The following is a 21,719-nucleotide window of genomic DNA, read 5'->3' on the forward strand; positions in this document are numbered from 1 at the left end:
ACCCGCCCACGACGAGGCGGGGGACGGCTGGAAGGCCACGGCGCCGATGCGGGTTCCGGGGGTGCGTGCACCCCGCCCGAGACCGCTAACGGGGAGTCGCAGGATCGGGACGTCGGAGACACCGCGACGAGAAAGACGGCATCGGCCGGGGGCGATGCCCGGCCGATGCCGCGGGCGCCGCGGGGACCGGATCCCGCGCGTTACTTGGCCGACACCTGGGTCCCCGCGGCGTCCCGCGTCCCTCGTGTTGCTTCTTGGGCCATGCCCCCGGCGCCAGTGGCGGGTGGGGACGATGGTGCATGTCTGCCGCTACGCGTTCTCGCGTCCAGTGCTTATCAATCGGTCAGAGCTATGGGTGTGATCTCCGTACCCCGCCCGAACGTCTTGAACGGGCTGAGTCTCGACCTCTTCAAACCAGGATGTTCGAGGATGTGGCGCTGCCGCGACGCATCAACCTGTAGGAGCCGTCTCCTTCCCGGAAACCCCCGCCTGCGCGAAGGTCGCCATGCCGGTGTGGCAGGCGAGCGCGCCCTTGAGCAGGCCCATCGCCATGCCGGCCCCCGAGGCCTCGCCGAGGCGCATGCCGAGCGCCAGCAGCGGCAAGAGGCCGAGCCGCTCCAGCACCTCCGCGTGGACGCCCTCCGCGGAGATGTGGCCGGCCAGGCAATGGTCGAGGGCGGTGGGGTCGGCGGCGTGCAGCACCGCCGCGGCTGCGGTGGCCACGTAGCCGTCGATCACCACCGGGATCCGCTGCAGCCGGGCCGCCAGGATCGCCCCCGCCATGGCGGCGATCTCCCGGCCGCCGAGGCGCGCCAGCACCTGGAGCGGGTCGTCGAGATGGCCGGCATGGTGCGCCAACGCCGCCTCGACGGCCGCGACCTTGCGGCTGAGGCCGTCCCGGTCGACGCCCGTGCCGTGCCCGACCCAATGGGCCGGATCGCCGCCGAACAGGGCCGCATAGAGGGCCGCCGCCACCGTGGTGTTGCCGATGCCCATCTCGCCGATGCCAAGGCAATCGGTGCCTGCGGCCACCGCCTCCATGCCGAACGCCATGGTGGCGACCGTCGCGCGCTCGTCGAGGGCCGGCCCTTCCGTGATGTCGCCGGTCGGCATGTCGAGGGCAAGGTCGAATACCTTGAAGCCCAGTCCGTAGGCGGCGCAGATCTGGTTGATCGCCGCGCCCCCGGCGGCGAAATTGTCGAGCATCTGGCGGTTGACCGCGTCCGGAAAGGCCGAGACCCCCCGGCGCGTCACCCCGTGGCTGCCGGCGAAGACGCAGACCAGCGGCCGGTCGAAGCTCGGCAGCGCCTTGCCCTGCCACGCCGCCAGCCACGCGACGAGGTTTTCCAGCCGGCCGAGGGAGCCCGCGGGCTTGGTCAGGGTCGCGTCCCGGGCGGCCACCGCCTCCTGCGCCTCCTGGTCGGGGCCGGGCATGGCCTTGAGCAGGTTGCGGATGTCGTCGAACGGGCCTGGATCGGGCATGGGCCGATGATTTCCTGTGGGTGCCCGCGGACGGGGGGACGGAGCCGGATCGAGCCGCGTATACTGGACCTGCTCGCCCCGTACGAGCGGATGCGAGTGACCGCGATGGACAGGCAGACCGGCGGTGAGGCCGACTGGCCCGGGCGCGGCGCCCTCTACGACCTCGCCGGATGCCTGCGCTTCTACTCGCGTTTGCCGGTGCCGCAACTGCCCGGCGAGCCGGACCCGCATCGCACCCCCGACTTCACCACCCTTCCCCGGATGCTGCCGCTCGCCGGCCTCGTCCTTGCCCTGCCGGCCGCCCTGGTGCTTGCCGCCGCTTGGTGGATCGGGCTCGGCCCGTTCCTGGCCGCCACCCTGGCGGTGGCGACCCTGGTGGTGGCGACCGGCGCGCTGCACGAGGACGGGCTCGCCGACGTCGCCGACGGCTTCGGCGGCGGCGCCACCCGGGAGCGCCGCCTGGAGATCATGCGCGATAGCCGGATCGGCGCCTATGGCGGTGCGGCCCTGGTCCTGTCACTCGCCCTACGCATCGGCGCCCTGGCGACGCTCCTCGACCGCACCGGCTATGCCGCCGCCACCGCCCTGATCCTGGCCGCCGCCCTGTCGCGGGTCGCCGCCCTGGCGCCGATGGTGCTGCTGGCGCCGGCGCGTCCGGGCGGCCTCTCCGCCTCGGTCGGACGCCCGAGCCGGGCGAGCCTCGCCACCGCCCTCGGGCTCGGTCTGGCGCTGGCGCTGGCCGCGTGTCTCCTCGGCCTGACGTTCGGCGGCGTCGTGCTGATGATCCTGTGCGCGGGCCTCGCGGCCTGTGGCCTGACCCGGCTGGCCCAGGCCAAGATCGGCGGCCAGACCGGAGACGTGATCGGCGCCTGCCAGCAGGTCGCCGAGATCGCCGCGCTGGTCGTCCTGGTCGCTGCGGCGGCGAATTAACGCGCGCGGGGAAGGTCATCACCCGGCCACGATCTGCCCGCCAAGGTTTTTCGATGTCGCCCGCGCCAAAGCCCTCCTCGCCCTGCACCAAGGTCTGCGTGCTCGACGCCGCGACCGGCCTGTGCTGCGGCTGTGGCCGAACCCGCGACGAGATCGCCGCCTGGGGCGGGATGTCGGAGGTCCAGCGCCGCACCGTCATGGCCGGGCTGGAGACCCGGATGCGCGCGGCTGACCTGGTCCCGCCGGAGGGGGCACTGCCGTCATGATCTATCTCGGGCTCGGCGCGATCGCGCTGATCCTCGTCGCCCTGGTCTTCAGTGACGGTAGCGACAGCGTCGGCGGCGTGATGGGGCCCGATCAACTCGCCAGCCTCGCCTGGACGGGGATGATCCTGATCCTGGTGGTGGCCGGGTTCTGGCGGCAGTTCACGGCCCAGCTCGGCGCGAACCTGCGGGCGCTCCTGGCCTGGGCGCTGATCGGCCTCGCCCTGGTGATCGGCTACAGCGAGCGCGACCGGATCCAGGGCATCAGTTCCCAGGTGCTCGGCGCGGTGCGGCCAGGAACCGCGACCACACGCGCCGACGGCGCCGTCACGATCGTCCGGCGGGCCGACGGCGACTTCCGGGTCGAAGCTGAGGTCAACGGCCGCCCGCAGCCATTCCTGTTCGACACGGGCGCGAGCAGTGTCGTCCTGACCGCCGAGAACGCCGCCGCGCTCGGCCTCACGCCTGCGGCCTCTGAGTTCACGGCCCGCGTCTCCACCGCCAACGGCATCACCTATGCGGCGCCCGTCCAGCTCGACTCCCTCGGCATCGGCACGATTACCGAGCGGCGGGTGAACGCCATGGTGGCGAAGCCCGGCGCGCTGTCGGCCAATCTCCTCGGCCAGACCTTCCTGACACGCCTCTCGGGCTACGAGGTCCGCGGCGACCGCCTGATCCTGAGCCCGCCGTAAGGCCCGTCGCTCAGGCGGCCCGCGCCTCGGGCGCCGCCCGGGAGACGAGCGCGACGGCCTCCCGCAGGGTGGCTAGACCGGCGTCGGGCCGCATGCCGTGGGTCGAGAGGTGGCGCCGGTAGGCCCGGGCGCCGGGCCGGCCATTAAACAGCCCCAGCATGTGCCGAGTGACCGCGTGCAGGCGCTCGCCGCTGGCGAGCATCCCGGCCACGTAGGGCTCGAACGCTTCGATCGCCGCGAAGGCATCGGCTGCCGGCGCGGGCATGCCGAACAATTCGGGATCGACGCCGAGCAGCAGCGCCGGCTCGGAATAGGCCGCGCGTCCGACCATCACGCCATCGACCTCCGCGAGGCGCGCCTGCACGGCGTCCAGATCGCGCACGCCGCCGTTGACCGCGATCGGCAGGCGGGGAAGCCGCTGCTTCAGCCGCGCCGCCCGGCCGTAATCGAGGGGCGGCACATCCCGGTTCTCCTTGGGCGAGAGACCCTGGAGCCAAGCCTTGCGGGCGTGGACGATCAGCCCGTCGACGCCCGCCGCCACCACGGCGTCGGCCAGGGTGTCGAGGGCCGCCTCGGGATCCTGATCGTCGACGCCGATCCGGCACTTCACCGTCACTGGCACGGCGACCGCCGCCTTCATGGCGGCGACGCAGTCGCCCACCAGGGCCGGCTCACGCATCAAGCAAGCGCCGAAGCGGCCTTCCTGCACCCTGTCCGAGGGGCATCCGACGTTGAGGTTGACCTCGTCATAGCCGAACTCCGCGGCGATCCGCGCCGCCTGCGCCAGCTCCGTCGGGGCCGATCCGCCGAGCTGAACGGCAACCGGATGGTCCACTGCCGAGAAGCCGAGCAGGCGCTCACGTGGCCCGTGCAGAACGGCGCCGGTGGTCACCATCTCAGTGTAGAGCCGGGCGTGGGACGAGAGTGTCCGATGGAACGCACGGCAATGGCGATCCGTCCAATCCATCATCGGTGCGACGGAAAAGCGCCATCCACTGAGATTTCTGGGTTCTTCCGGTCCGCCAATCACTTGCTATCACTCTCGTGCTGTACCTCGCCGGGTCTCGGCGGGCCTCATCGGGCCTCGGATTGATCAAGGTACAGCTTTGCTGTACCCGCTCGACCCCGTGCTGTACCACCGCGGGGGGCGCGATGGGGACCATCGTCGAGCGCGTGCGGAAGAACGGGACGACGGGGTATCACGCCCAGATCGTCGTCAAAAGGGACGGCCAGGTCCACCGCGAGACCCGGACCTTCGACCGGCGTCCCGCGGCCGCGGCCTGGATCAAGAAGCGGGAGAAGGAACTCGACGCGCCCGGCGCCCTCGATCAACCGAAGACCGAGGATCCGACGCTCGCTGCGGCGATCGACCGCTACGTCGCCGAATCGCGCAAGAGCATCGGCCGGACCAAGGCCCAGGTGCTCCAGGCCATCAAGGGCTACCCGCTGGCTGCCCTGCCCTGCTCCGAAGTGACGCGCGCCGAGATCACCGCCTTCATCACCGAGCTTGGCAAGGGGCGCGATCCGTCGACGGTCGGCAATTACCTGTCCCACCTGTCCGCCGTCATGACGAGCGCCCGGCGCGGCTGGGGCTGGCCGCTCGATCCGGACGTGCTGAAGGATGCCGCCTTCGTCGCCCGGCGCATGGGCCTGGTGGGCAAGTCGAAGCGGCGCGCGCGGCTGCCGACGCTCGACGAGCTCGACCGGCTGATGAAGCATTTCGGTTCGGTTCGGTGCGGACGCGCCGGCCGTCGTCGCTGCCGATGCAGCGGATCGTCGCCTTCGCGCTGTACTCGACGCGCCGCCAGGACGAGATCGTCCGCATCACCTGGGCCGACCTCGACGCGCCCCACAGCCGCGTGCTGGTGCGCGACATGAAGAACCCGGGCGACAAGGTCGGCAACGACGTGTGGTGCGAGCTGCCGCCCGAGGCGCTGGCGATCATCGCGGCCATGCCGCGCACCGAGGCGCGGATCTTCCCCTGCTCTACCGACGCGATCTCGGCGGCGTTCACCCGGGCCTGCGCGTTCCTCGGGATCGTGGATCTGCACTTCCACGATCTCCGGCATTGCGGCGTGACCCGCCTGTTCGAGATGGGCCGGACGGTGCCGCTCGCCGCCTCGGTGAGCGGGCACCGCTCCTGGCAGAGCCTGCAGCGCTACACGCATATCCGGCAGACCGGGGACCGGTTCGCGAAGTGGTTGTGGCTCGCGGTGGTGACGAAGTCCTAGCGCGACCGATTTCGACTCAACCCGGCCACCTGGATCGCTTTGGGTGCTTCTTCAGAGCGGCCGTTCCGGCAGCTTGAGCGGGAAGCCACGATTTCTGTTTCATCGACCGCTGAAACTGGATCGATGAGAAGCGTTCGCGATCACGCGACCCTTCTGATCTGCGCCGAGCTTGATGACGCGAACTGGACATGGACCGCTGGGCCAGCGCTATGTCGCGTTTCGCACTGGAAGCGGCGGCCATCGGCGTCGACGATCAGGGCGAATTTCTGCGGTACAGTCATCGACGACGCGACGTGCAGACGTGCGCCGCCCTCCGTCAGGTCACGGATCGAGCAGGAGATACGGTCGCCCCCGGGGAGGAGAATATGTGCCGGGAGGAGTACGCGAGGCCGCCGTTCAGAGCGCCGCTCCTCCATGCCGACCGTCCAGTCGTCCAAGCTCGTGCTGATGCTCGAAACGCTGGTCGCCGCGCGGTGCATGCTGGCCAAGATATCCCCGGTCATGCGCGATTGCTCATCCATCGACCCGCTGACGCCCTCGACATGCGAGCTGATCGTGCCGATCGACGTCGTGATCGAAGCGAGCGTGTCCGCAACCTCGGCCGAGATGGCCTGCATTCCCACGACTTCAGTGCCGATCCGCGTCGTGGCAGCGGCGGCCTGCCCGGCCAGTTCCTTCACCTCCGTCGCGACCACGGCAAACCCCTTGCCCGCCGCACCCGCCCGCGCGGCCTCGATCGTGGCGTTCAGGGCCAGCAGATTGATCTGCTGCGCGATCCGCGCGATCATCGAGGCGACGTCGCCCATGGCCCCGGCGGCGGCCTTCAACCGCTCCGTCGCCGCGTCAGCTCGATCCGCGCGGCCACGGATGTCATCCACCACCTCTTTCGACTGAGCCATGCTGCGGGAGATCTCGACCGCGGCGGCGTTCATCGTCTCGGCGGAGCCGGTGATCGCGTGCACGTGGTCCAGGGCGTGTTCCGCCGCGTCGACAGCCACGGAACGCGCCTGCATGTTGGCGGTCACGTCGGTGGCGTACTTTACGATCTTGGTCAGGCGGCCGACCGGATCGAAGATCGGATTGTAGCTGGCCTGGATCCAGATCGACCGGCCACCCTTGCCGACCCGCTGGTACATGCCGGCGGAGAACTGGCCGCCGCGCAGGCGATCCCAGAACGCCGCATACTCTGGTGATTGCGCATAGCCGGGATCAACGAACATCGCGTGCGGCCGCCCGCGAACCTCCTCAAGACGGTACCCAACGGTCTTCAGGAAGTTCTCGTTCGCGCTCAGTACGGTGGCATCCGGCGCGAACTCGATGACGGCCTGCGATCGATTGACGGCGGCGAGCTGGCCCGTCGCATCCGCGTTCCGGAGCTTCTCGGCGGTGATGTCGGTCGCGAACTTCACCACCTTGGTCGGCACGCCGTCGCGGTCGCGGATCGGGTTGTAGGTGGCCTGGATCCAGATCTCGCGCCCGCCCTTGGCGATACGCCGGAACTCTCCCGTAGCGAACTCACCGCGTCCCAGGCGGTCCCAGAAGCTGCGGTACGCGGCGCTGCCATGATCCGCGGGATCGACGAACAGGCTGTGGTGGTGGCCCTGGACCTCGTCCAAGCGATAGCCGACCGCCGCGAGGAAGTTCGCGTTGGCGGCCAGGATGGTCCCGTCGAGCGCGAATTCGATGACGGCTTGGGATTGGTGAAGGGCGGCGAGCTGACCATCATGGTCGATGTTGCGCAGCACCTGTGCGGTGACATCCGAGGCGAGCTTGACGACCCGCGTCACATGCCCCGCCCGATCCAGCACGGGGTTGTAAGTGGCTTGGATCCAGACGGATTGCCCGTTCTTCGCGATCCGCTTGAACTCACGGGTCTGCGGTTCGCCCCGGCGCAGGGCGTCCCAGAACAGTCGGTATCCCTGGCTCTCACGCTCAGCGGCAGGCACGAACAGGGTATGATGCCGACCTTCGACCTCAGCTAGCGTGTAGCCCATGAGCGTGAGGAAGTTGGCGTTCGCTGTTTTGACCGTTCCATCCGGCGTGAACTCGATCCGCGCACGCGACCTGTCGAGCGCTGCCATGAGAGCGCGGAGATCGGCGTCGAAGAGTGGCACGCGCTGTTTCCTACGGGGAGTTCTTCGTTTGATTGCCAAATGTCTAGAAACAATTCACTTACGCAATGTAAATGACAATGACTTGATCGGTTTTACTTACAGTTGCATGCCCATGAGCCATCCTCGTTTCGACACGTGTGGCTGCTGGCGACGAGAGCGAAGCAAGCGCCCGCAGTATGGCGCCGCACGATTTCGTGAGGATACGGGCAGCTGCATCGCTGAGGCTCCACCGAATGCGGTCTGGATGATGGCAGGGCAGCTCTGCGCAGGTTCCGAGCGGGCGGAACCGCGAGGTCCGCTCTGATGTCTCCGCCGCTTGGAAGCGGACCGGCGGAAATCCACCCAAAGCGGTCGTCATCGCTGAGCGATTGAGCGCCTCGCACGCCTCCGGTCACCGGTTTCGCATCAGGTCGGCGATTGCCGTCTTGCCGCCAATAAAAGGTGACGACCCTGAAAGCCGGGCAGGTATTCTCGCTTTGACGGAACTATATGTTTTCGCGCTCCACCTGTTCGGAGCAGGCCTTTGCGACCTCTGAGATCGGCAAGCTCGAGTGGCCGGTCGTCCTTGAGGTGTCGTCGAGGCAGGAGCGCACACGATTCCGGGCAGCATCCACACCGCTCGATGCACCCAGCTTGCGCAGGAGATTGTCTTTGTCGGCGGTCGATGCCCCGGCCCAAGCTTGCATCGTGTCTCCTGCGTCCAACGCGAAAACAGGCGTTGCCATCACGACGAGAGCGAGCACTCCGGCAGGAAGAAAGCGCATTGGTATCGCCTCGCAGGACAGTGAATCCGCAGCTGCTGTCGGTGTCGGCTCAGAAGGCATCCGCCGTTGACGCGCGGCCTGCCAAGGATCCAACCGGTGAGCACATTGGCTTGCGGATTGAGATAGGTCCTGAAGCGCTTTGGCGGATTGCCGACGACTTGGGGCAAAACCGCACAGTTTCCCCCGACATCGTGGCGTGGCCGGCGTCGGAGGCGTGCCGCTTCAACCGAAGCGGTCGTCGGAACGGGTGATGCGCGCCTAGGCGTGCGCCACTGGCAGCTCGCCCACCTGCGTGGTGTACCGCGGGGTCCGCATCTCGAACTTCGTGTTCCAGTCCCGCCGGCTCACCAGCCCCGCCCGCGCCGGCACCACGGCGCCCCGGCCCCAGCGCGTGTTGCACGCGTCCATCGCCGCCATCAGCGGCCCGGATCGCGCCCGGTCCAATGCGCCGATCAGCGCCCGCGGGCTGTGCGAGAGCGGCACGAGGTCGTTCGTGACGATGCCGGCCTTCGAGTACCGCCATGGACGCTCCCCCGGCTCGCGCCAGGTCGTCGCCACCCCGTGCCGCGCCGCCTTGATCAGCGCCAGCGTGTCCGAGCTGTGCTCGGGCAGGCTCACCGTCGTCGAGACCGAGCGCATCGGCGCGCCCCGGTCGTGCTCGCTCGTGTGGTAGAAGATCGTGACGTGGTCGGTGCCCAGCCCCTCCCGCCGCAGCTTCTCGCCGAGCCGCGTCGCGTGGGCGGCCACCGCCTCCTCCAGGGTGGCGCGGTCCTCGATCCGGCCGGAGAACGAGCGGGTCACCGCGCAGCCCTTGCGCCGGGCCGGCACCAGCTCCAGCGGCAGGCAGGCCAGCCCGCGCAGCTCGTGGATGATCCGCTCGCCGGCCACGGTGAGGCCCTGGCGCACCGGCCGCGGGTCGAGGTCGCGCAGGTCCGCCACGCTCTCGACGCCCATCGCCTCCAGCTTCGCCAGAGAGGCCCGGCCGATGCCCCAGACCTCGGCCACCGCGATCCGGCACAGCCAGTGCGCATAGGCCTCCGGATCGGTCAGGTCGCACACGCCGTCCAGCTCCGGCACCGTCTTGGCGATGTGGTTGGCGAGCTTGGCCAGTGTCTTGGTCGGGCCGATGCCGACGCAGGTCGGGATGCCGGTCCAGGCCCGCACCGTGGCGCGCAGGTCCCGGGCCAGCTCGACCCGGAGCGCGGGCGCCACGTCGGTGAGGTTCAAAAAGCTCTCGTCGATGGAGTAGATCTCCACCTGGGGCGCGAACTGGCGGTAGACCGCGTTGGTGCGCCCCGACATGTCACCGTAGAGCGTGTAGTTCGACGAGAACACCCGCACGCCCTGCGCCCGGCACATCGCGCGGATCTTGAAGTACGGGTCGCCCATCTTGATGCCGAGCGCCTTGGCCTCGCTGGTGCGGGCGATGGCGCAGCCGTCGTTGTTCGAGAGCACGATCACTGGCACGGCCGCGAGCTTCGGGTCGAACACGCGCTCGCACGAGCAGTAGAAGCTGTTGCCGTCGATCAGCGCGACGGCGCGGCCCCCGCCGATCCGGTCGTGCCGGCGAGACGCGGGCGTGCTCACGACATCTGCCCGCGGGCGACGTGCCAGCGGATCGAGAAGCGGACCACGCCCCAGATCACGCCCTCGCCGAGTTCCTCGACCGCGAAGGCCGGCAGATCCGGGTTGCAGAAGGCGAGCCGGGCGACGTTGCCCGCGATCACGAGGCGCTTGCAGGACATCTGGCCGTCGATCGCCGCCACGACGATGCTGCCGTGGGCGGGTTTGAGGCTGCGATCGACGCAGGCGAGGTCGCGGTCGTGGATGCCGGCGCCCTCCATCGACGTGCAGGAGATGCGCCACAGGAAGGTGGCGGGCGGGTTCGGCACGAGCCAGCGCGGCAGTTCGAGGGCGCCCTCCAGGAAGTCGTCGGCGGGGGACGGAAAGCCGGCGCAGAGGGCTTGGCCGATCAGGGGCACGCGGACGGCGTCGGGGCTGTGGATCAGCAGTTCGTCGATCCGGTTGAGGTGCACGCGGCGCTCCGTTGTGCTAGAACGGAAGCAGAACAAACATCACCTGTGGTGGCGGTTCAATCCGCGCAGGGAATGTTTCTGCGGCGTCGGTGGACCGGTGTGAACTCGGACTGAAAACGCAAGCCATAACTGGGCGTTAAACCGAAAATCCGGTCGGTGGAGAACCGGATCAAACTGTGGAGAGGAAGGGTCGGCGATGGCGATGAAGACGGCGTTCGTTGTGCAGCCGTTCGAGCTGCACCGGACGCGGCTGCGGCCCGCCCGGCAGGAGCCGGCGCAGACGGGGAGCGGTGCGCTGAAGAAGGCGGAGAACCTCGCCAACCGGATGCCAGGCGCGGCGGCGCTGAAGGTGGGCGACTATTTGTCTGTCCTGAGCTTTCGCGCAACAGCCATCAAATAACGACGGTCGGACGGGAGCGTGAGGTTGTTATAGATATCAATGAGCTCAAAAACTTCAGTTTGATCATTGGGCTCGGTATTGTGTTCGAAAAAAGCGCTCTCCGGCTTCTCAAGCGTTTCGGAGATGACACGAAGCAAGCGCGTTGCGTTGCTTTGGCCCCTGGAATGTGGCGCTTTCGGTTTATCCGATGAGCCCATCTCCGGCTCGCCTCTTCTGGACTGTTACGTTTCGTACAAAGCCGGCCCTGTTGTAGATCGTTAAGCCCAGAAATTACTCACTGGGTGATTATGATTGCATCAGCTGGAGAGTTCAATCCCGGCGGCTGGAGGCTGTCACCGGCTTATTGATGCGAACTCCCAGACCGGGATACCCGGCGTCTGCCCCTTGAGGAACCGGTAGCCCGAGGTCTGGGCGAACGACACGCGGTCGGCATGGACCGCCTGGGCTGCGCCGGTGCTGAGCATGAGCGCACCGTAGGAATCGACACGCAGGGTTCCGTTCTGCGGATGCACGCCGAACAGCTCGGGCGTGGTCCAGCCGAGCCGATGCGCCTCGGCTCCGAACCGATCGATGAAGGCCAGCGCGTTCGCCCGGATCGCCGCCCATTTCACCGGAGCGAGATACCGGCAGGGCGAGGCGTGTTCGGACAAGCGCTCGATCTGGTCGCGCCAGGAGGCGACGGCAGGCGGGAGGTCTGACATGGCCGCTGCGGTAGGCGCGCCTGGTTAACGCGGCGTCACCCGCAAGTCGCCGCCGTCATCGTCATCGACGAGAACGGCAAGGGTCCGGGGATGCGGCTACGGGCGGCGGCATCCGATGCAACCTAGAGCCTGTCGGCTCCTGAGGGGGGTAGCCGGAGCCGGCGAGCGGCGCGATCACGTTCTCGCGCAGGTCCTTGCGCTGATCGGGCTTGAGCACCTGGTCCATCTGCAGCACGCCGCTCGGGCGCACGCCGTTGGCGAACAGCTTGTTGGACACCTCGTCGGCCGCCAAAGCCGCCGAGACCGTCTAGCGGGCGAATTTGAGCGGCGACAGCCCGCGCAACCCGTCGCTGCCGAAGGCCCGGAGGTGGAACACGTCGGCCTCGCCGAGCGCGCGGAAGCCGAGCGGGTCGGCATAATCGTAGGCCAGCGCGCCGGGTCTCGCGATGGGGACCATCGTCGAGCGGACGCGGAACAACGGGACGACGGGGTGCGGTATCACGCCCAGAGCGTCATCAAAAGGGACGGCGTCGTTCACCGCGATGCCCGGACCTTCGATCGACATGCCGCGGCTGCGGCCTTGATCAAGAAGCGCGAGGCGGCACTCGACGCGCCCGGCGCCCTCGCCCAGGCGACGACTGAGGATCCGATCCACGGGGCGTGATCCGTCGGCCGTCGTCGCAGCCGATCATCGCCTTCGCGCTCTAACGCCACCATCGAGGCGGCGCGAGTGGGCGAAACGGACCGCAGTCTCGCCGTGGTAGCTGCTGAGTCGAAGGGACTGGCCGGCCAGACCGCCGGAGGCCACCGACAGACAGCTGCGGGTCACACGTGACCCGCAGCTGTCTGGAAGCGAGAGTTTCGAAAGGGCCGCATGCCCCATTGGGATCCCGCCGGCCGGCGGTATCACAGAACCGGCATCGCCCCCGCAACCGTGATGAGCGCGCCCGAGGTGTAGCTGCTCTCGTCCGAGGCCAGCATCACGTAGGCCGAGGCGAGCTCGGCCGGCTGGCCGGGGCGGCCGAACGGCACTTGGCTGCCGAACGACGTCACGGCATCCTGGCTCATCCCGGACGGGATGAACGGGGTCCAGATCGGCCCCGGCAGCACGCCGTTCACGCGTACGCCCTTTTTGGCCAGCAACTGCGCGAGGCTCAGCACCATGTTGCTCAGGGCGCCCTTGGTGGCGCTGTACGCCATCAGCGTCGGCATCGGGTGCTTCGAGTTGACCGAGGAGGTGAAGATCACCGAGGCGCCGGGCTTCATGTGGGGGAGTGCCGCCTTGGTCACGTAGAACGGCCCGAACACGTTCGTGCGGAAATGATCCTCGAAGATATTGTCCTCAATCGCGTCGAGATCCTGGTTTGGCTGCTGGAACGCGCCGTTATTGACCAGCACGTCCAGGCGTCCGAACACTTCCACGGTGCGGGCGACGATCTGGCGCCCATAGGCGGGGTCCTTGAGATCGCCGGGCAACAGCAGCGCACGCCGGCCCGCCTTCTCGATCCACTGGCTCACCGCCTCTGCATCCGCCTGCTCCTCCGGCAGGTAGGAGATCGCGACATCCGCCCCCTCCCGGGCGAACGCGATCGCGACCGCACGGCCGATGCCGCTGTCGCCGCCGGTGATCAGCGCCGCGCGCCCGGTGAGCTTGCCTGAGCCTTTGTAGCTCTGCTCGCCGTGATCGGGCTCAGGCTCCATGCGGCCGGTCTTGCCGGGGAAGCTCTGCGGCTGCGCCGGGAAGGGCGGGCTAGGATATTTTTGGAGTGGGTCCGTAGTCACGTATCGTCTCCGGTTGAATGCTGGTCCAACCGGATGGCGACAGGGGGTGTTCCGAACCGCGTCGCCGCGCCCGATCCGCCGATGTCGCGGTGGGTGTGCAGGGCGTGCATGTCGACACAGGTCAGCAACAGGCGCCCCCCAGTCTTGGCACCGAGGAGGCGCCACGATGATCGAGTTCCAGCCCGAGGATCGTGCGGCCCGCCTGATCGACCGTGTCCTGCTCGGGGCCGCGATGCTCTCGCTCACCTTCGGTCTGGCCACCGGACTCTGGGGGTTGCTGCATTGAGCGCGCTGCGGCGTGCTGCCACGGATCGTGACCGGTGATGCGGATCGGCCGCCCGGAGCGGCGCGGATCCGACGGGATCGCGGGCGTCCTGATCGGCGCGGGGCTTGCGCTGCTCGCGCTGGCGCTTCTGTTTGCCAGTTTCCCGTGACCGGCCGCTTCGGATCGTGGCCCGGCGATGACGATCGGCCGTGATGCTGAACCGCGCCCTGCTCGTGGCCGTGCTGCTCGCGGTCGCCGCCTTCCTGATCTATTTGGCCAACCTCGCCCGCGACGCGCTGTCGCCGAACGAGACCTACGCGACCAGCATCGGACTGACGCTCGACCAGTGCGTCTCGGTGCAGGACGGCCTCGCGCCGGAGGAGGCGCGCGCGTACTGCCGGCGACCCGTGCCGAAGCGCCTTTGAGCCGCCGCCTCCGGCCTGGATCCACGAACGCGAAACGTCCCGGGCGCGGAGTCCTGGGACGTTCGATCGGATCGGCGCTGGACGGCCCAGGCGCGGGCTACTGCAGGATCGCCGTACGAAGCCCGGCTCGATATTCGCTCCGGCGCGACGCGGCTCAGCTGCCGAACTTGTAGTTCAGCCCCACGCGACCGAGCACGCCCTCGTTCTGGAAGCGCGTGACGTAGGCGCCCTGGCCGCGCTTGATTGCCGGCAGCAGAACCGTGCTGTTGCCGAGGTTGTAGTACAGCGCCTCGGCCTTCACCGTGACGGCGTTGGAGTGGAAGACGTTCACGAAGGAGTCGCTCGGCAGGGCGTATTCGATGCCGCCGCCGGCCGCGTAGCCGGTATCGACGCGCGAACGGCCGCCGAAGAAGGTCGGCTCGCCCGCAGGCGTCTGGAAGGCGGCCCGGTCCTTGACGGACGCGTAGGCGAAGCCGCCGGTTCCGTAGACCAGGACACGATCGAAGGCGTAGCCGACGCGGCCGCGCACCGTGCCCAGGAGGTCGCCCGTCTGCCGATAGGTGCTGATGCCGCCGAACTGGCCGACGACGCGGCGGGTGCGGTTCAGGTCCGTATAGCTTGCGTCGGTCTCGACGCCGACCACGAAGCCCGAGCCGGGGGTGAACTGATAATTGTAGCCGAGCTGCCCACCGCCGGTGAAACCGTCCTGCGGCAGCGGGAGGGCGGCCGGACGGTTCCCGATGTGGACACCATCGTTGCCCGGGAAGACGCCCGCTGTCCGCACCGTATCCTGGGTCGTCGTGATGTATCCAGCGTTGACGCCGAAATACGTGCCCGTCCAGGTGAACACCGGCACGGGGATCGGCGCAGGCGGGAGCGCGCGGCGGGGCAGATCGGCAGCCGAGGCTGCAGCCGTCAAGGTTGCGAAGGCTGCCGCGGAGACAATGAGCTTGTTCATATGAACCGTTCCAGGATGAAGACCCTGAAGCGGATGTAACAATGGGCCGTCTTTGACGCTGTGATTGAACTGCAACAGTCCATTTCATAGCATATTCAACAAATATCTGCGCAATATTTTGATATGTAGCCATTTTTCTTGAGTTAAAGTCCGACATTCATGCATCGGACAGCGATTTTTGTGTCCCGTAAGCTGGACGTCGATTTACAATAACGTCTTCGATATGCGGGCGGGACCTGCCGCTTACGCGGCGGCTCGTCCGTCCCGCGGGGCAATGGCGGGGCACGATCGGGCGCCGTTCCCGGCTACAGGCTTCGCCGCGACGGCCCCGCGCCGCCGCCTCGTCCGCGCGGGCGGCCCGTCTCTAATGGTCGTGTCCGCAGCCTGGGCCATGAACGTGGCCGTGGTCGTGCCCGTGGTCATGCGTGTGACCGTGATGGTCGTGTTCATGCGCATGATCGTGGGTTTCGTGGGCGTGGCCGTGATGATCATGGTCGTGGTGGTCATGACCATGATCGTGCCCGTGATGGTCATGGCTGTGATCGTGACCACAGGTGCTGTGATCGTGGGCCGTGCGCTCGGGTCGGAACGGCCGCGAGACCGGGCTGGCGAGGCAACCCTGGCCCCGCACCAGCTCAGCCGCGGCGGCGGTCGCCGGGACGTAGAGCGCGTCAGCGGTGATCTCGGCGGGCACGTGGCTGCTGCCGAGCTGCCAGGCGAGGCGCATCAGCCGGGCCGGATTCTCGGCGCGCACCTCGAGCAGATCCTGCGCGGCGGCCCGCACCGCAACGAGGCGGCCGTCGTCGAGGCGCAGCGCATCGCCGTCGTCGAGGTCCGCGGCCTTGGTGAGAGCCACCGTGAAATCGAGCCCGCCCTCGGCCACCAGTGTCTCGGGCAGCGCGGACCGGCCTGCATGGTCGAGGCTCACGGTGTCGGCGACGCGGTCGGCGCGCACCGCGGCCCGGCGGACGATCGTGGTGGCTGTGGGCATGGGACCCTCCGACATGGTGCCGCGGCCCCCAGTCAGGGTGCCGTCTGAGGCGCGAGGCATAGGGCGAGACGGGAACCGGGCGCAACTCCGGTCGCACGCCGATGGAACCTTAGCCGTAGGGTCGCGATTGCATTGCTGCTAAGCTCGGGGCGATCCGCCACGATCACGGCCATTGGCCGGACCGGCTGCACAGACCGGATGCACAAGGGAGTTCTGGGGACCATGAAGAAGCTCACTGCCGCCGCCCTCGCCACCATCGCCGCCCTGTCGCTCGGCGCCTGCAACACCCCCGAGGACCGGGCGCTCGGCGGCGCCGGTCTCGGTGCGCTCACCGGCGCGGCCATCGGCGCGGCCGCGACGGGTCGCGCGGGCGGTGCGCTCGCCGGCGCGGCGATTGGCGGTGCCGGTGGCGCCATTGTGGGCGCTTCGACCGCGCCGCGCTGCCCCTACGGCACCTACCGCGACGCCTACGGCAACATCTACTGCCGCTGAGCCAAAGCGGGCCGGGCTATTATGGCCCGGCCCTTCCGCACGGCCTGAGGAGCGTTTATTCCGGCGCTGAGCCGGGGCATCCCGGTGCCGGACCTACGCCGCCCACGATGACCGCACCGCGTCGACGATTCGCCCCTGAGCCGGGTCGCCTATGACGTCGGCGGCCGAATCTCATGGCGTCTGGGGTAAGATCGGCGGGGCCGGCCTGGGCCTCGCGATCGGTGGCCCCCTCGGGGCGCTGGTCGGGGGTGTCGCGGGCCATTTTCTGCTGGACCGAGTCGGCGCGCCCTTCGGCCGGACCCCGCGCGACGTGGTGTTCACCACCGGCCTCGTGGCTTTGGCCGCCAAGATGGCCAAGTCCGACGGCGTTGTGCTGCCCTCCGAGGTCGAAGCCTTCGGCCGGGTCGTGCAGGTGGAGCCCGCCGCACGTGCGGGCGTCGAGCGTCTGTTCGATCTGGCGAAGAAGACCACGAACGGCTTCGAGGCCTATGCGCGCCAGCTCGCCACGACCTTCGGCGACGAGCCGGCCCTGCTCGAGGACGTGCTCGACGGCCTGTTCCAGATCGCGGGTGCCGATGGGGCGCTCCACGAGGCTGAGGAGCGCTACCTCCGCGCTGTATCCAGTATCTTCGGCTTCGACGAGGCCGCGTTCCGGCGCATCGCCGCCCGGCACGTGCGGCTGCCCGACGATCCCTACGCCGTCCTCGGCCTCGACCGGGACGCTGACGATGCCATCCTGAAGGCCCGCCATCGGGCACTCGTGGCCGAGCATCATCCCGACCGGGCGCTCGCCCGCGGCCTGCCCACGGAGGCCGTGGCGATCGCCACGCGGCGGCTTGCGGCAATCAACGCCGCCTACGATCGGATCGTGGAGGAGCGCGGTCTGCGGTGAGCGTCGGCCGTCCCGGGCGGCCGGATCCGCGTAACTGGCCTTCAACGCGATGATGGGTTCGTGTGCGGCCTTCTGCCCGGGCGCATCGACGGTGACGCGACTTGGCGCGATGAACCAAAGCAAGTGTAGCGCATTGATCCGCCGCGTCTTGATGAACCGGGAGAGGATTCATGGCAACACATTCTGCTCAGTGGCAAGAGGGCATGGCGGCCAAGAAGGCCGGTCAATTGTCCCGTGACAATCCGTATGTGGTCGGCTCTCAGCAAAGTGCCGATTGGCTGGATGGCTTCACTTGCGACGAGCCGGAGCAGAACGTGGATCGTCCAGAGCCGGGCGAAGGTTAGGTCCCCACTGGGGCCGGCCGGGCTCGCTTGCACCGGCTGGGAATCCCTTCAATCGCCGTGGGGTCGCGGGGTGGACGCGCCGGCGTCGGATCCACCGAGCATGCCGCATTCTGCTCCGGGCTGGCCATCCGGCAGCTCCGATCAGGGGCGCCGTCCGGATCACCATCAAGGGCCGGACGGTCCAGTGCCTCCCGGCGTGAACCGTGGCACAAGCGCGCCATGACGCTGACCCCAGACAGCCCCCTCGCCCGCCGCGTCGCCCCTTCGCCGAACCACGGTGAGCGCCGAGGCAGCCGTCCCGACATGCTGATCCTGCACTACACCGGCATGGAGAGCGGGGCCGCCGCCCTGGCGCGGTTGCGCGACCCGCTGAGCGAGGTCTCGGCCCATTACCTCGTGTTCGAGGATGGCGGCACTGTCCAGCTGGTGCCGGAGGCGCGCCGGGCCTGGCACGCGGGTGCAGGCACGTGGAAGGGGGAGACCGACATCAACTCCCGTTCTTTCGGTATCGAGATCGTCCATCCCGGCCATGCCGGTGGGCTGCCCCCCTACCCGGAGGTGCAGATCGATGCCGTGATCGCGCTGGCGCAGGACATCCTGGGCCGCTGGCCGATGCCGCCGGAGCGGGTGCTCGCCCATTCCGACGTGGCGCCCGAGCGCAAGGAGGATCCTGGCGAGACCTTCCCCTGGGGCCGGATCGCGGCGGCGGGGATCGGCCATCACGTGCCACCCGCCACCCTGCGGGACGGCCGCTTTTTCGCCCAGGGCGATGTCGGCCAACCCGTCGAGGCCCTGCAGGCGATGTTCGCCCTCTATGGCTACGATCTGCCGGTCACCGGCCTGTTCGACGCGCGCACCCGGGCTGTGGTCACTGCGTTCCAGCGCCATTTCCGGCAGGCGCGGGTGGACGGCGTGGCCGACGCCTCGACCATCACCACCCTGCGCGATCTCATCGCGGCCTTGCCGACGTAAGGCTCAGAGCCAGGGCTATGCCCTGGACCCGCGAAAGGACTTGGTCCTCTCGAAACCTGATGTCAGGCCCGGTGAGCGTTCGCCTCTCGTGGTGCCGGGCCCGTCACCGCCTTCGGCGTGTCGGTCCGGGTCCGCCATAGGCTGTAGGCGACGCCAGCTGCCAGGAAGGTGAGCGTCACCACCAACGAGACCCACGGCTGCACCGTAATGAGCCCGAACGTGTCGGCGACCACGATCTTGGTGCCGATGAAGATCAGGATGAAGGCCAGCGCCGTCTTGAGATAGGCGAAGCGGTCCACCATCGCGGCGAGCGCGAAGTAGAGAGCGCGCAGGCCCAAGATCGCGAAGATGTTGGAGGTGTAGACCACGAAGGTGTCGGTGGTGATCGCGAAGATCGCCGGCACGCTGTCGACCGCGAAGATCACGTCGGCGCCGTTGACCAGCACAAGCGCCAGCGCCAGCGGCGTGAACCACAGGGCGACCTTGCCGGTCTTCGGGTCGGTCTTGCGGATCGCGAAGCGCTGGCCGTGCAGGGTCGGCGTGACTCGGAAGGTCTTCTTGAACCAGCGCACCACGGCACTGTTCTGGAAGTCGCCCTCCTCCTCAGCGCCCGAGAACAGGATCTTCAGGCCGGCATAGATTAGGAAGGCGGCGAACAGCGAGAGCACCCAGTGCACCTGATGCACCAGGGCGGCGCCGAGCCCGATCATCAGGCCGCGCAACAGCACCGCCGCCAGGATGCCCCACAGCAGGACACGATGCTGGGCGGCACGGGGGATGCCGAGTGCCGTGAGGATCATCGCGATGACGAAGACGTTGTCCATCGACAGCGACTTCTCGACCACGAGGCCGGTGACGTATTCCTCGCCAGCCTGGGGCCCGAGATACCACCAGATCCAGCCGCCGAAGGCGAGACCGAGGGCCAGGTAGAAGCCTGTGAGCAGAAGGCTCTCCCGGACGCCGATCTCGTGCTCCTTGTCCCGGTGCAGGAGACCCAGATCGAAGGCGAGCAGGCACGCGATCAGGACGTGGAACCCGAGCCACATCCACAACGGCTTGCCGAGCCATTCGACGGTGAGAACGTCCATCATAAGCGGGACCTGATGCTGTTTCCGAAAGGAAAGCATCGGCTCCGACATCACGGGCGCTAAACAGCGCCCGCCAGAGGGGCCCGCAGCCGATCCATTCGAGGTAAGCGATGATCCGGGCGAATCAAGGGCAACGCGCCTCAGCCTTGGGCATGCCGCCGCCGATACTCCGCGGGCGTCGTGCCGACCCGCCGCTGGAAAGCGCGTCGGAAGGTGTCGGCATCCCGGAACCCGCAGGCGCCCGCAACCTGCTTCAGGGCGACACCACCGGTCTCGAGGAGGCGGCGGCCGGCCTCGATCCGCACGGTTTCGACATAGGCGGCCGGGGTCAGGCCGGTCTCGGCCCGGAACAGGCGCGCGAAATGGCGTGGGCTCATACCGGCCCGCCCCGCGAGGTGGTCGACGCCGTGATCCGCCGCCGGGTGGGCGGCGACCCAGCGCTGCACTTCCTGGAGGGCCGAGCGGCCGGACGGGGCGCTGACGCCGCGGCGGCTGAACTGCATCTGGCCCCCGCCGCGCTTGAAGAACATCACGAGTTGGGCCGCCACGAGACGGGCTATCTCGGGCCCCTCGTCCTCCTCCACAAGCGCCAGCGCGAGGTCGAGCCCGGCCGTGACGCCGGCCGCGGTCCGGAGCTTCCCGTCGAACAGGCAGATCGCGTCGGGCTGGACCCGTGCCTGAGGGTAGCGCGCTGCCAGCTTGTCCGCGACGGCCCAGTGGGTCGTGACCCGGCGGCCGTCGAGGAGACCGGCCTGCCCGAGCAGGAAGGCCCCGCTACAGACCGAGCCGTAGCGTCGGCACCGCGCCGCCGTTCGGCTGAGCCACGCGAGGAGATCAGGCCCGAATGCCGCCTCATGGATCCGCGGCGCGCCCGCGACGAGGAGCGTGTCGAAGGCCACATCTGCGGGGGCGACCAGATCCGGCAGCAGTCGCCGGCCCGACGATGTCGTGATGGGTCCGGGTTCCGTCCCGACGAGGGCGAGGCTGTAGGCCGCGCAACCGCTCTGCACGTTCGCCTCGGCGAAGACATCAAGCGGCCCGGCCACGTCGAGGAGCTGGACATCGGGCAGGGCGAGCAGCGCGATCGATCGGGGCGCCATGGGGACTCCGTGGCCGACGGTGCCAGCATTTTGGCAGAGATCGTCGTCTCACGACGATTGATGCCAAGCCGGCCTCCTCGTAGCTCGAAGCGGTCCTCAGCGCAAAGGAGCCCGTCCATGAGTTTCCGGTTCGAAGCCGCCATCCCTGACAGCACGCTGGCCCGAGCGATCACCGAATTCGTCCGCGACAGCGAGACCGAGTTGCTCTTCAACCATTCGAGCCGGGTCTATCAGTTCGGTGCCATAGCCGGGATCAGACGTAGTCTGACCTTCGACCGCGAGCTGCTCTACGCGGGCGCCATGTTCCACGACCTCGGCCTGATGCCGGATCACAGCAGTGCCACGGAGCGCTTCGAGGTGGACGGCGCCAATGCCGCTCGCGATTTCCTCAAGGCCCACAAGGTGCCGGAGGCGGACATCACTACGGTCTGGACCGCCATCGCGCTCCACACCACGCCCGGCATCCCGGTCCACATGCATCCGGTGGTCGCGCTGGTGACGGCCGGCGTCGAAATGGATGTGCTGGGCCTCACCTACGGGCAGTATTCCGATGCCGAGCGCGAAGCAGTCGTCTCGGCTTATCCCCGCACGCCGGACTTCAAGGAGGACATCATCCAGGCCTTCTACGACGGCATCCGGCACAAGCCGGACACCACCTTCGGCAACGTGAAGGCAGACGTGATCGCCGACAAGGACCCGAGCTTCCGCAGGAGCAATTTCTGCAGCGTGATCCGGGCTTCACGCTGGCCCGGTGGCGCACATGAGTCGGGCTGCGGCTGCGGCCAGCACGCTTGAGG

At 68.5% G+C, this 21,719-nt stretch carries 25 protein-coding genes; 12 read left to right on the forward strand and 13 right to left on the reverse strand.

Translation table 11 applies throughout. From position 1 onward, the window contains the following. Nucleotides 1-450 precede the first annotated feature (450 nt). Nucleotides 451-1,482, reverse strand: a complete 1,032-nt coding sequence (gene cobT / locus MKK84_RS28115) for a nicotinate-nucleotide--dimethylbenzimidazole phosphoribosyltransferase (RefSeq protein ID WP_243925328.1) — start codon at nucleotides 1,480-1,482, stop codon at nucleotides 451-453. A 105-nt stretch (nucleotides 1,483-1,587) separates the two neighbouring features. Between cobT and cobS the strand changes: the two genes are divergently transcribed. The 3 genes from cobS to MKK84_RS28130 are packed head-to-tail and all read left to right on the forward strand — an operon-like array spanning nucleotide 1,588 to nucleotide 3,367. Beyond that, nucleotides 1,588-2,412 carry an adenosylcobinamide-GDP ribazoletransferase gene (gene cobS / locus MKK84_RS28120; RefSeq protein WP_243925329.1) on the forward strand — a complete coding sequence of 275 codons (825 nt, stop codon included), beginning with the start codon at nucleotides 1,588-1,590 and terminating at the stop codon, nucleotides 2,410-2,412. Between the two features lie 53 nt (nucleotides 2,413-2,465). Next, entirely contained in the window at nucleotides 2,466-2,678 is a 213-nt protein-coding gene (locus MKK84_RS28125) for a DUF1289 domain-containing protein (RefSeq protein WP_243925330.1), read from the forward strand. Continuing rightward, complete coding sequence (locus tag MKK84_RS28130) at nucleotides 2,675-3,367, forward strand: TIGR02281 family clan AA aspartic protease (protein WP_243925331.1); 693 nt, start codon at nucleotides 2,675-2,677, stop codon at nucleotides 3,365-3,367. The genes MKK84_RS28125 and MKK84_RS28130 overlap by 4 nt, the downstream gene beginning before the upstream one ends. Before the next feature lie 10 nt (nucleotides 3,368-3,377). Here the strand turns inward: MKK84_RS28130 and dusA are convergent, their stop codons facing one another. Further along, nucleotides 3,378-4,397: a tRNA dihydrouridine(20/20a) synthase DusA gene (gene dusA, locus MKK84_RS28135; RefSeq protein WP_409566553.1), complete on the reverse strand. Its 1,020-nt coding sequence runs from the start codon at nucleotides 4,395-4,397 to the stop codon at nucleotides 3,378-3,380. Between the two features lie 122 nt (nucleotides 4,398-4,519). Between dusA and MKK84_RS28140 the strand changes: the two genes are divergently transcribed. After that, nucleotides 4,520-5,245, forward strand: coding sequence for a hypothetical protein (locus tag MKK84_RS28140; RefSeq protein ID WP_313899374.1), 726 nt, complete (start codon nucleotides 4,520-4,522; stop codon nucleotides 5,243-5,245). Beyond that, nucleotides 5,242-5,598, forward strand: a complete 357-nt coding sequence (locus tag MKK84_RS35755) for a tyrosine-type recombinase/integrase (RefSeq protein ID WP_409566554.1) — start codon at nucleotides 5,242-5,244, stop codon at nucleotides 5,596-5,598. The genes MKK84_RS28140 and MKK84_RS35755 overlap by 4 nt, the downstream gene beginning before the upstream one ends. 140 nt (nucleotides 5,599-5,738) lie before the next feature. Here MKK84_RS35755 and MKK84_RS28145 read toward each other — a convergent pair whose 3' ends face one another. From MKK84_RS28145 to MKK84_RS28155, 3 genes are all read right to left on the reverse strand, one after another. Beyond that, nucleotides 5,739-7,679: a PAS domain-containing protein gene (locus MKK84_RS28145; protein ID WP_243925352.1), complete on the reverse strand. Its 1,941-nt coding sequence runs from the start codon at nucleotides 7,677-7,679 to the stop codon at nucleotides 5,739-5,741. 1,055 nt (nucleotides 7,680-8,734) lie between these two features. Beyond that, nucleotides 8,735-10,063, reverse strand: coding sequence for a Y-family DNA polymerase (locus tag MKK84_RS28150; protein WP_243925333.1), 1,329 nt, complete (start codon nucleotides 10,061-10,063; stop codon nucleotides 8,735-8,737). Continuing rightward, nucleotides 10,060-10,512, reverse strand: coding sequence for a LexA family protein (locus MKK84_RS28155; protein ID WP_243925334.1), 453 nt, complete (start codon nucleotides 10,510-10,512; stop codon nucleotides 10,060-10,062). Before MKK84_RS28155 ends, MKK84_RS28150 begins: the two co-directional genes overlap by 4 nt. A gap of 196 nt (nucleotides 10,513-10,708) precedes the next feature. Here MKK84_RS28155 and MKK84_RS28160 point away from each other — a divergent pair, with 196 nt between their 5' ends. Continuing rightward, entirely contained in the window at nucleotides 10,709-10,912 is a 204-nt protein-coding gene (locus tag MKK84_RS28160; protein ID WP_243925354.1) for a hypothetical protein, read from the forward strand. Nucleotides 10,913-11,244: 332 nt separating this feature from the next. Here the strand turns inward: MKK84_RS28160 and MKK84_RS28165 are convergent, their stop codons facing one another. From MKK84_RS28165 to MKK84_RS28185, 4 genes are all read right to left on the reverse strand, one after another. Next, nucleotides 11,245-11,613 (reverse strand): hypothetical protein, encoded by a 369-nt coding sequence (locus tag MKK84_RS28165; RefSeq protein WP_243925335.1) that lies wholly within the window; start codon nucleotides 11,611-11,613, stop codon nucleotides 11,245-11,247. A 61-nt stretch (nucleotides 11,614-11,674) separates the two neighbouring features. Continuing rightward, nucleotides 11,675-11,905, reverse strand: a complete 231-nt coding sequence (locus tag MKK84_RS28170; RefSeq protein ID WP_243925336.1) for a phage portal protein — start codon at nucleotides 11,903-11,905, stop codon at nucleotides 11,675-11,677. A 15-nt stretch (nucleotides 11,906-11,920) separates the two neighbouring features. Further along, nucleotides 11,921-12,268 carry a phage portal protein gene (locus MKK84_RS28175; RefSeq protein ID WP_243925337.1) on the reverse strand — a complete coding sequence of 116 codons (348 nt, stop codon included), beginning with the start codon at nucleotides 12,266-12,268 and terminating at the stop codon, nucleotides 11,921-11,923. A 251-nt stretch (nucleotides 12,269-12,519) separates the two neighbouring features. Then, nucleotides 12,520-13,395: an SDR family oxidoreductase gene (locus MKK84_RS28185; protein ID WP_243925338.1), complete on the reverse strand. Its 876-nt coding sequence runs from the start codon at nucleotides 13,393-13,395 to the stop codon at nucleotides 12,520-12,522. Between the two features lie 477 nt (nucleotides 13,396-13,872). On the opposite strand from MKK84_RS28185, the gene MKK84_RS28190 reads away from it, so the two are divergent. After that, nucleotides 13,873-14,085, forward strand: coding sequence for a hypothetical protein (locus MKK84_RS28190; RefSeq protein ID WP_243925339.1), 213 nt, complete (start codon nucleotides 13,873-13,875; stop codon nucleotides 14,083-14,085). Between the two features lie 154 nt (nucleotides 14,086-14,239). Here the strand turns inward: MKK84_RS28190 and MKK84_RS28195 are convergent, their stop codons facing one another. Both MKK84_RS28195 and MKK84_RS28200 read right to left on the reverse strand, forming a co-directional pair. Next, nucleotides 14,240-15,043, reverse strand: coding sequence for an outer membrane protein (locus MKK84_RS28195; protein ID WP_243925340.1), 804 nt, complete (start codon nucleotides 15,041-15,043; stop codon nucleotides 14,240-14,242). Nucleotides 15,044-15,407: 364 nt separating this feature from the next. Next, nucleotides 15,408-16,034: an urease accessory protein UreE gene (locus MKK84_RS28200; RefSeq protein WP_243925341.1), complete on the reverse strand. Its 627-nt coding sequence runs from the start codon at nucleotides 16,032-16,034 to the stop codon at nucleotides 15,408-15,410. A gap of 222 nt (nucleotides 16,035-16,256) precedes the next feature. Between MKK84_RS28200 and MKK84_RS28205 the strand changes: the two genes are divergently transcribed. From MKK84_RS28205 to MKK84_RS28220, 4 genes are all read left to right on the forward strand, one after another. Then, the gene (locus MKK84_RS28205) at nucleotides 16,257-16,526 is read left to right on the forward strand and encodes a hypothetical protein (protein ID WP_007560631.1); all 270 of its coding nucleotides are present in this window, start codon (nucleotides 16,257-16,259) and stop codon (nucleotides 16,524-16,526) included. A 151-nt stretch (nucleotides 16,527-16,677) separates the two neighbouring features. Further along, nucleotides 16,678-17,418 (forward strand): TerB family tellurite resistance protein, encoded by a 741-nt coding sequence (locus tag MKK84_RS28210; protein ID WP_243925342.1) that lies wholly within the window; start codon nucleotides 16,678-16,680, stop codon nucleotides 17,416-17,418. 170 nt (nucleotides 17,419-17,588) lie between these two features. Then, nucleotides 17,589-17,762: a hypothetical protein gene (locus tag MKK84_RS28215; protein ID WP_243925343.1), complete on the forward strand. Its 174-nt coding sequence runs from the start codon at nucleotides 17,589-17,591 to the stop codon at nucleotides 17,760-17,762. Between the two features lie 219 nt (nucleotides 17,763-17,981). After that, complete coding sequence (locus tag MKK84_RS28220; protein WP_243925344.1) at nucleotides 17,982-18,734, forward strand: N-acetylmuramoyl-L-alanine amidase; 753 nt, start codon at nucleotides 17,982-17,984, stop codon at nucleotides 18,732-18,734. A 62-nt stretch (nucleotides 18,735-18,796) separates the two neighbouring features. Here MKK84_RS28220 and MKK84_RS28225 read toward each other — a convergent pair whose 3' ends face one another. Further along, nucleotides 18,797-19,825 (reverse strand): TerC family protein, encoded by a 1,029-nt coding sequence (locus MKK84_RS28225; RefSeq protein ID WP_243925345.1) that lies wholly within the window; start codon nucleotides 19,823-19,825, stop codon nucleotides 18,797-18,799. Nucleotides 19,826-19,962: 137 nt separating this feature from the next. Further along, nucleotides 19,963-20,922: a GlxA family transcriptional regulator gene (locus MKK84_RS28230; protein ID WP_243925346.1), complete on the reverse strand. Its 960-nt coding sequence runs from the start codon at nucleotides 20,920-20,922 to the stop codon at nucleotides 19,963-19,965. A 117-nt stretch (nucleotides 20,923-21,039) separates the two neighbouring features. Here MKK84_RS28230 and MKK84_RS28235 point away from each other — a divergent pair, with 117 nt between their 5' ends. Continuing rightward, nucleotides 21,040-21,717 carry an HD domain-containing protein gene (locus tag MKK84_RS28235; RefSeq protein WP_243925347.1) on the forward strand — a complete coding sequence of 226 codons (678 nt, stop codon included), beginning with the start codon at nucleotides 21,040-21,042 and terminating at the stop codon, nucleotides 21,715-21,717. Nucleotides 21,718-21,719 lie beyond the last annotated feature (2 nt).

This window comes from Methylobacterium sp. E-065, assembly GCF_022829605.1.
GTDB lineage: Bacteria > Pseudomonadota > Alphaproteobacteria > Rhizobiales > Beijerinckiaceae > Methylobacterium.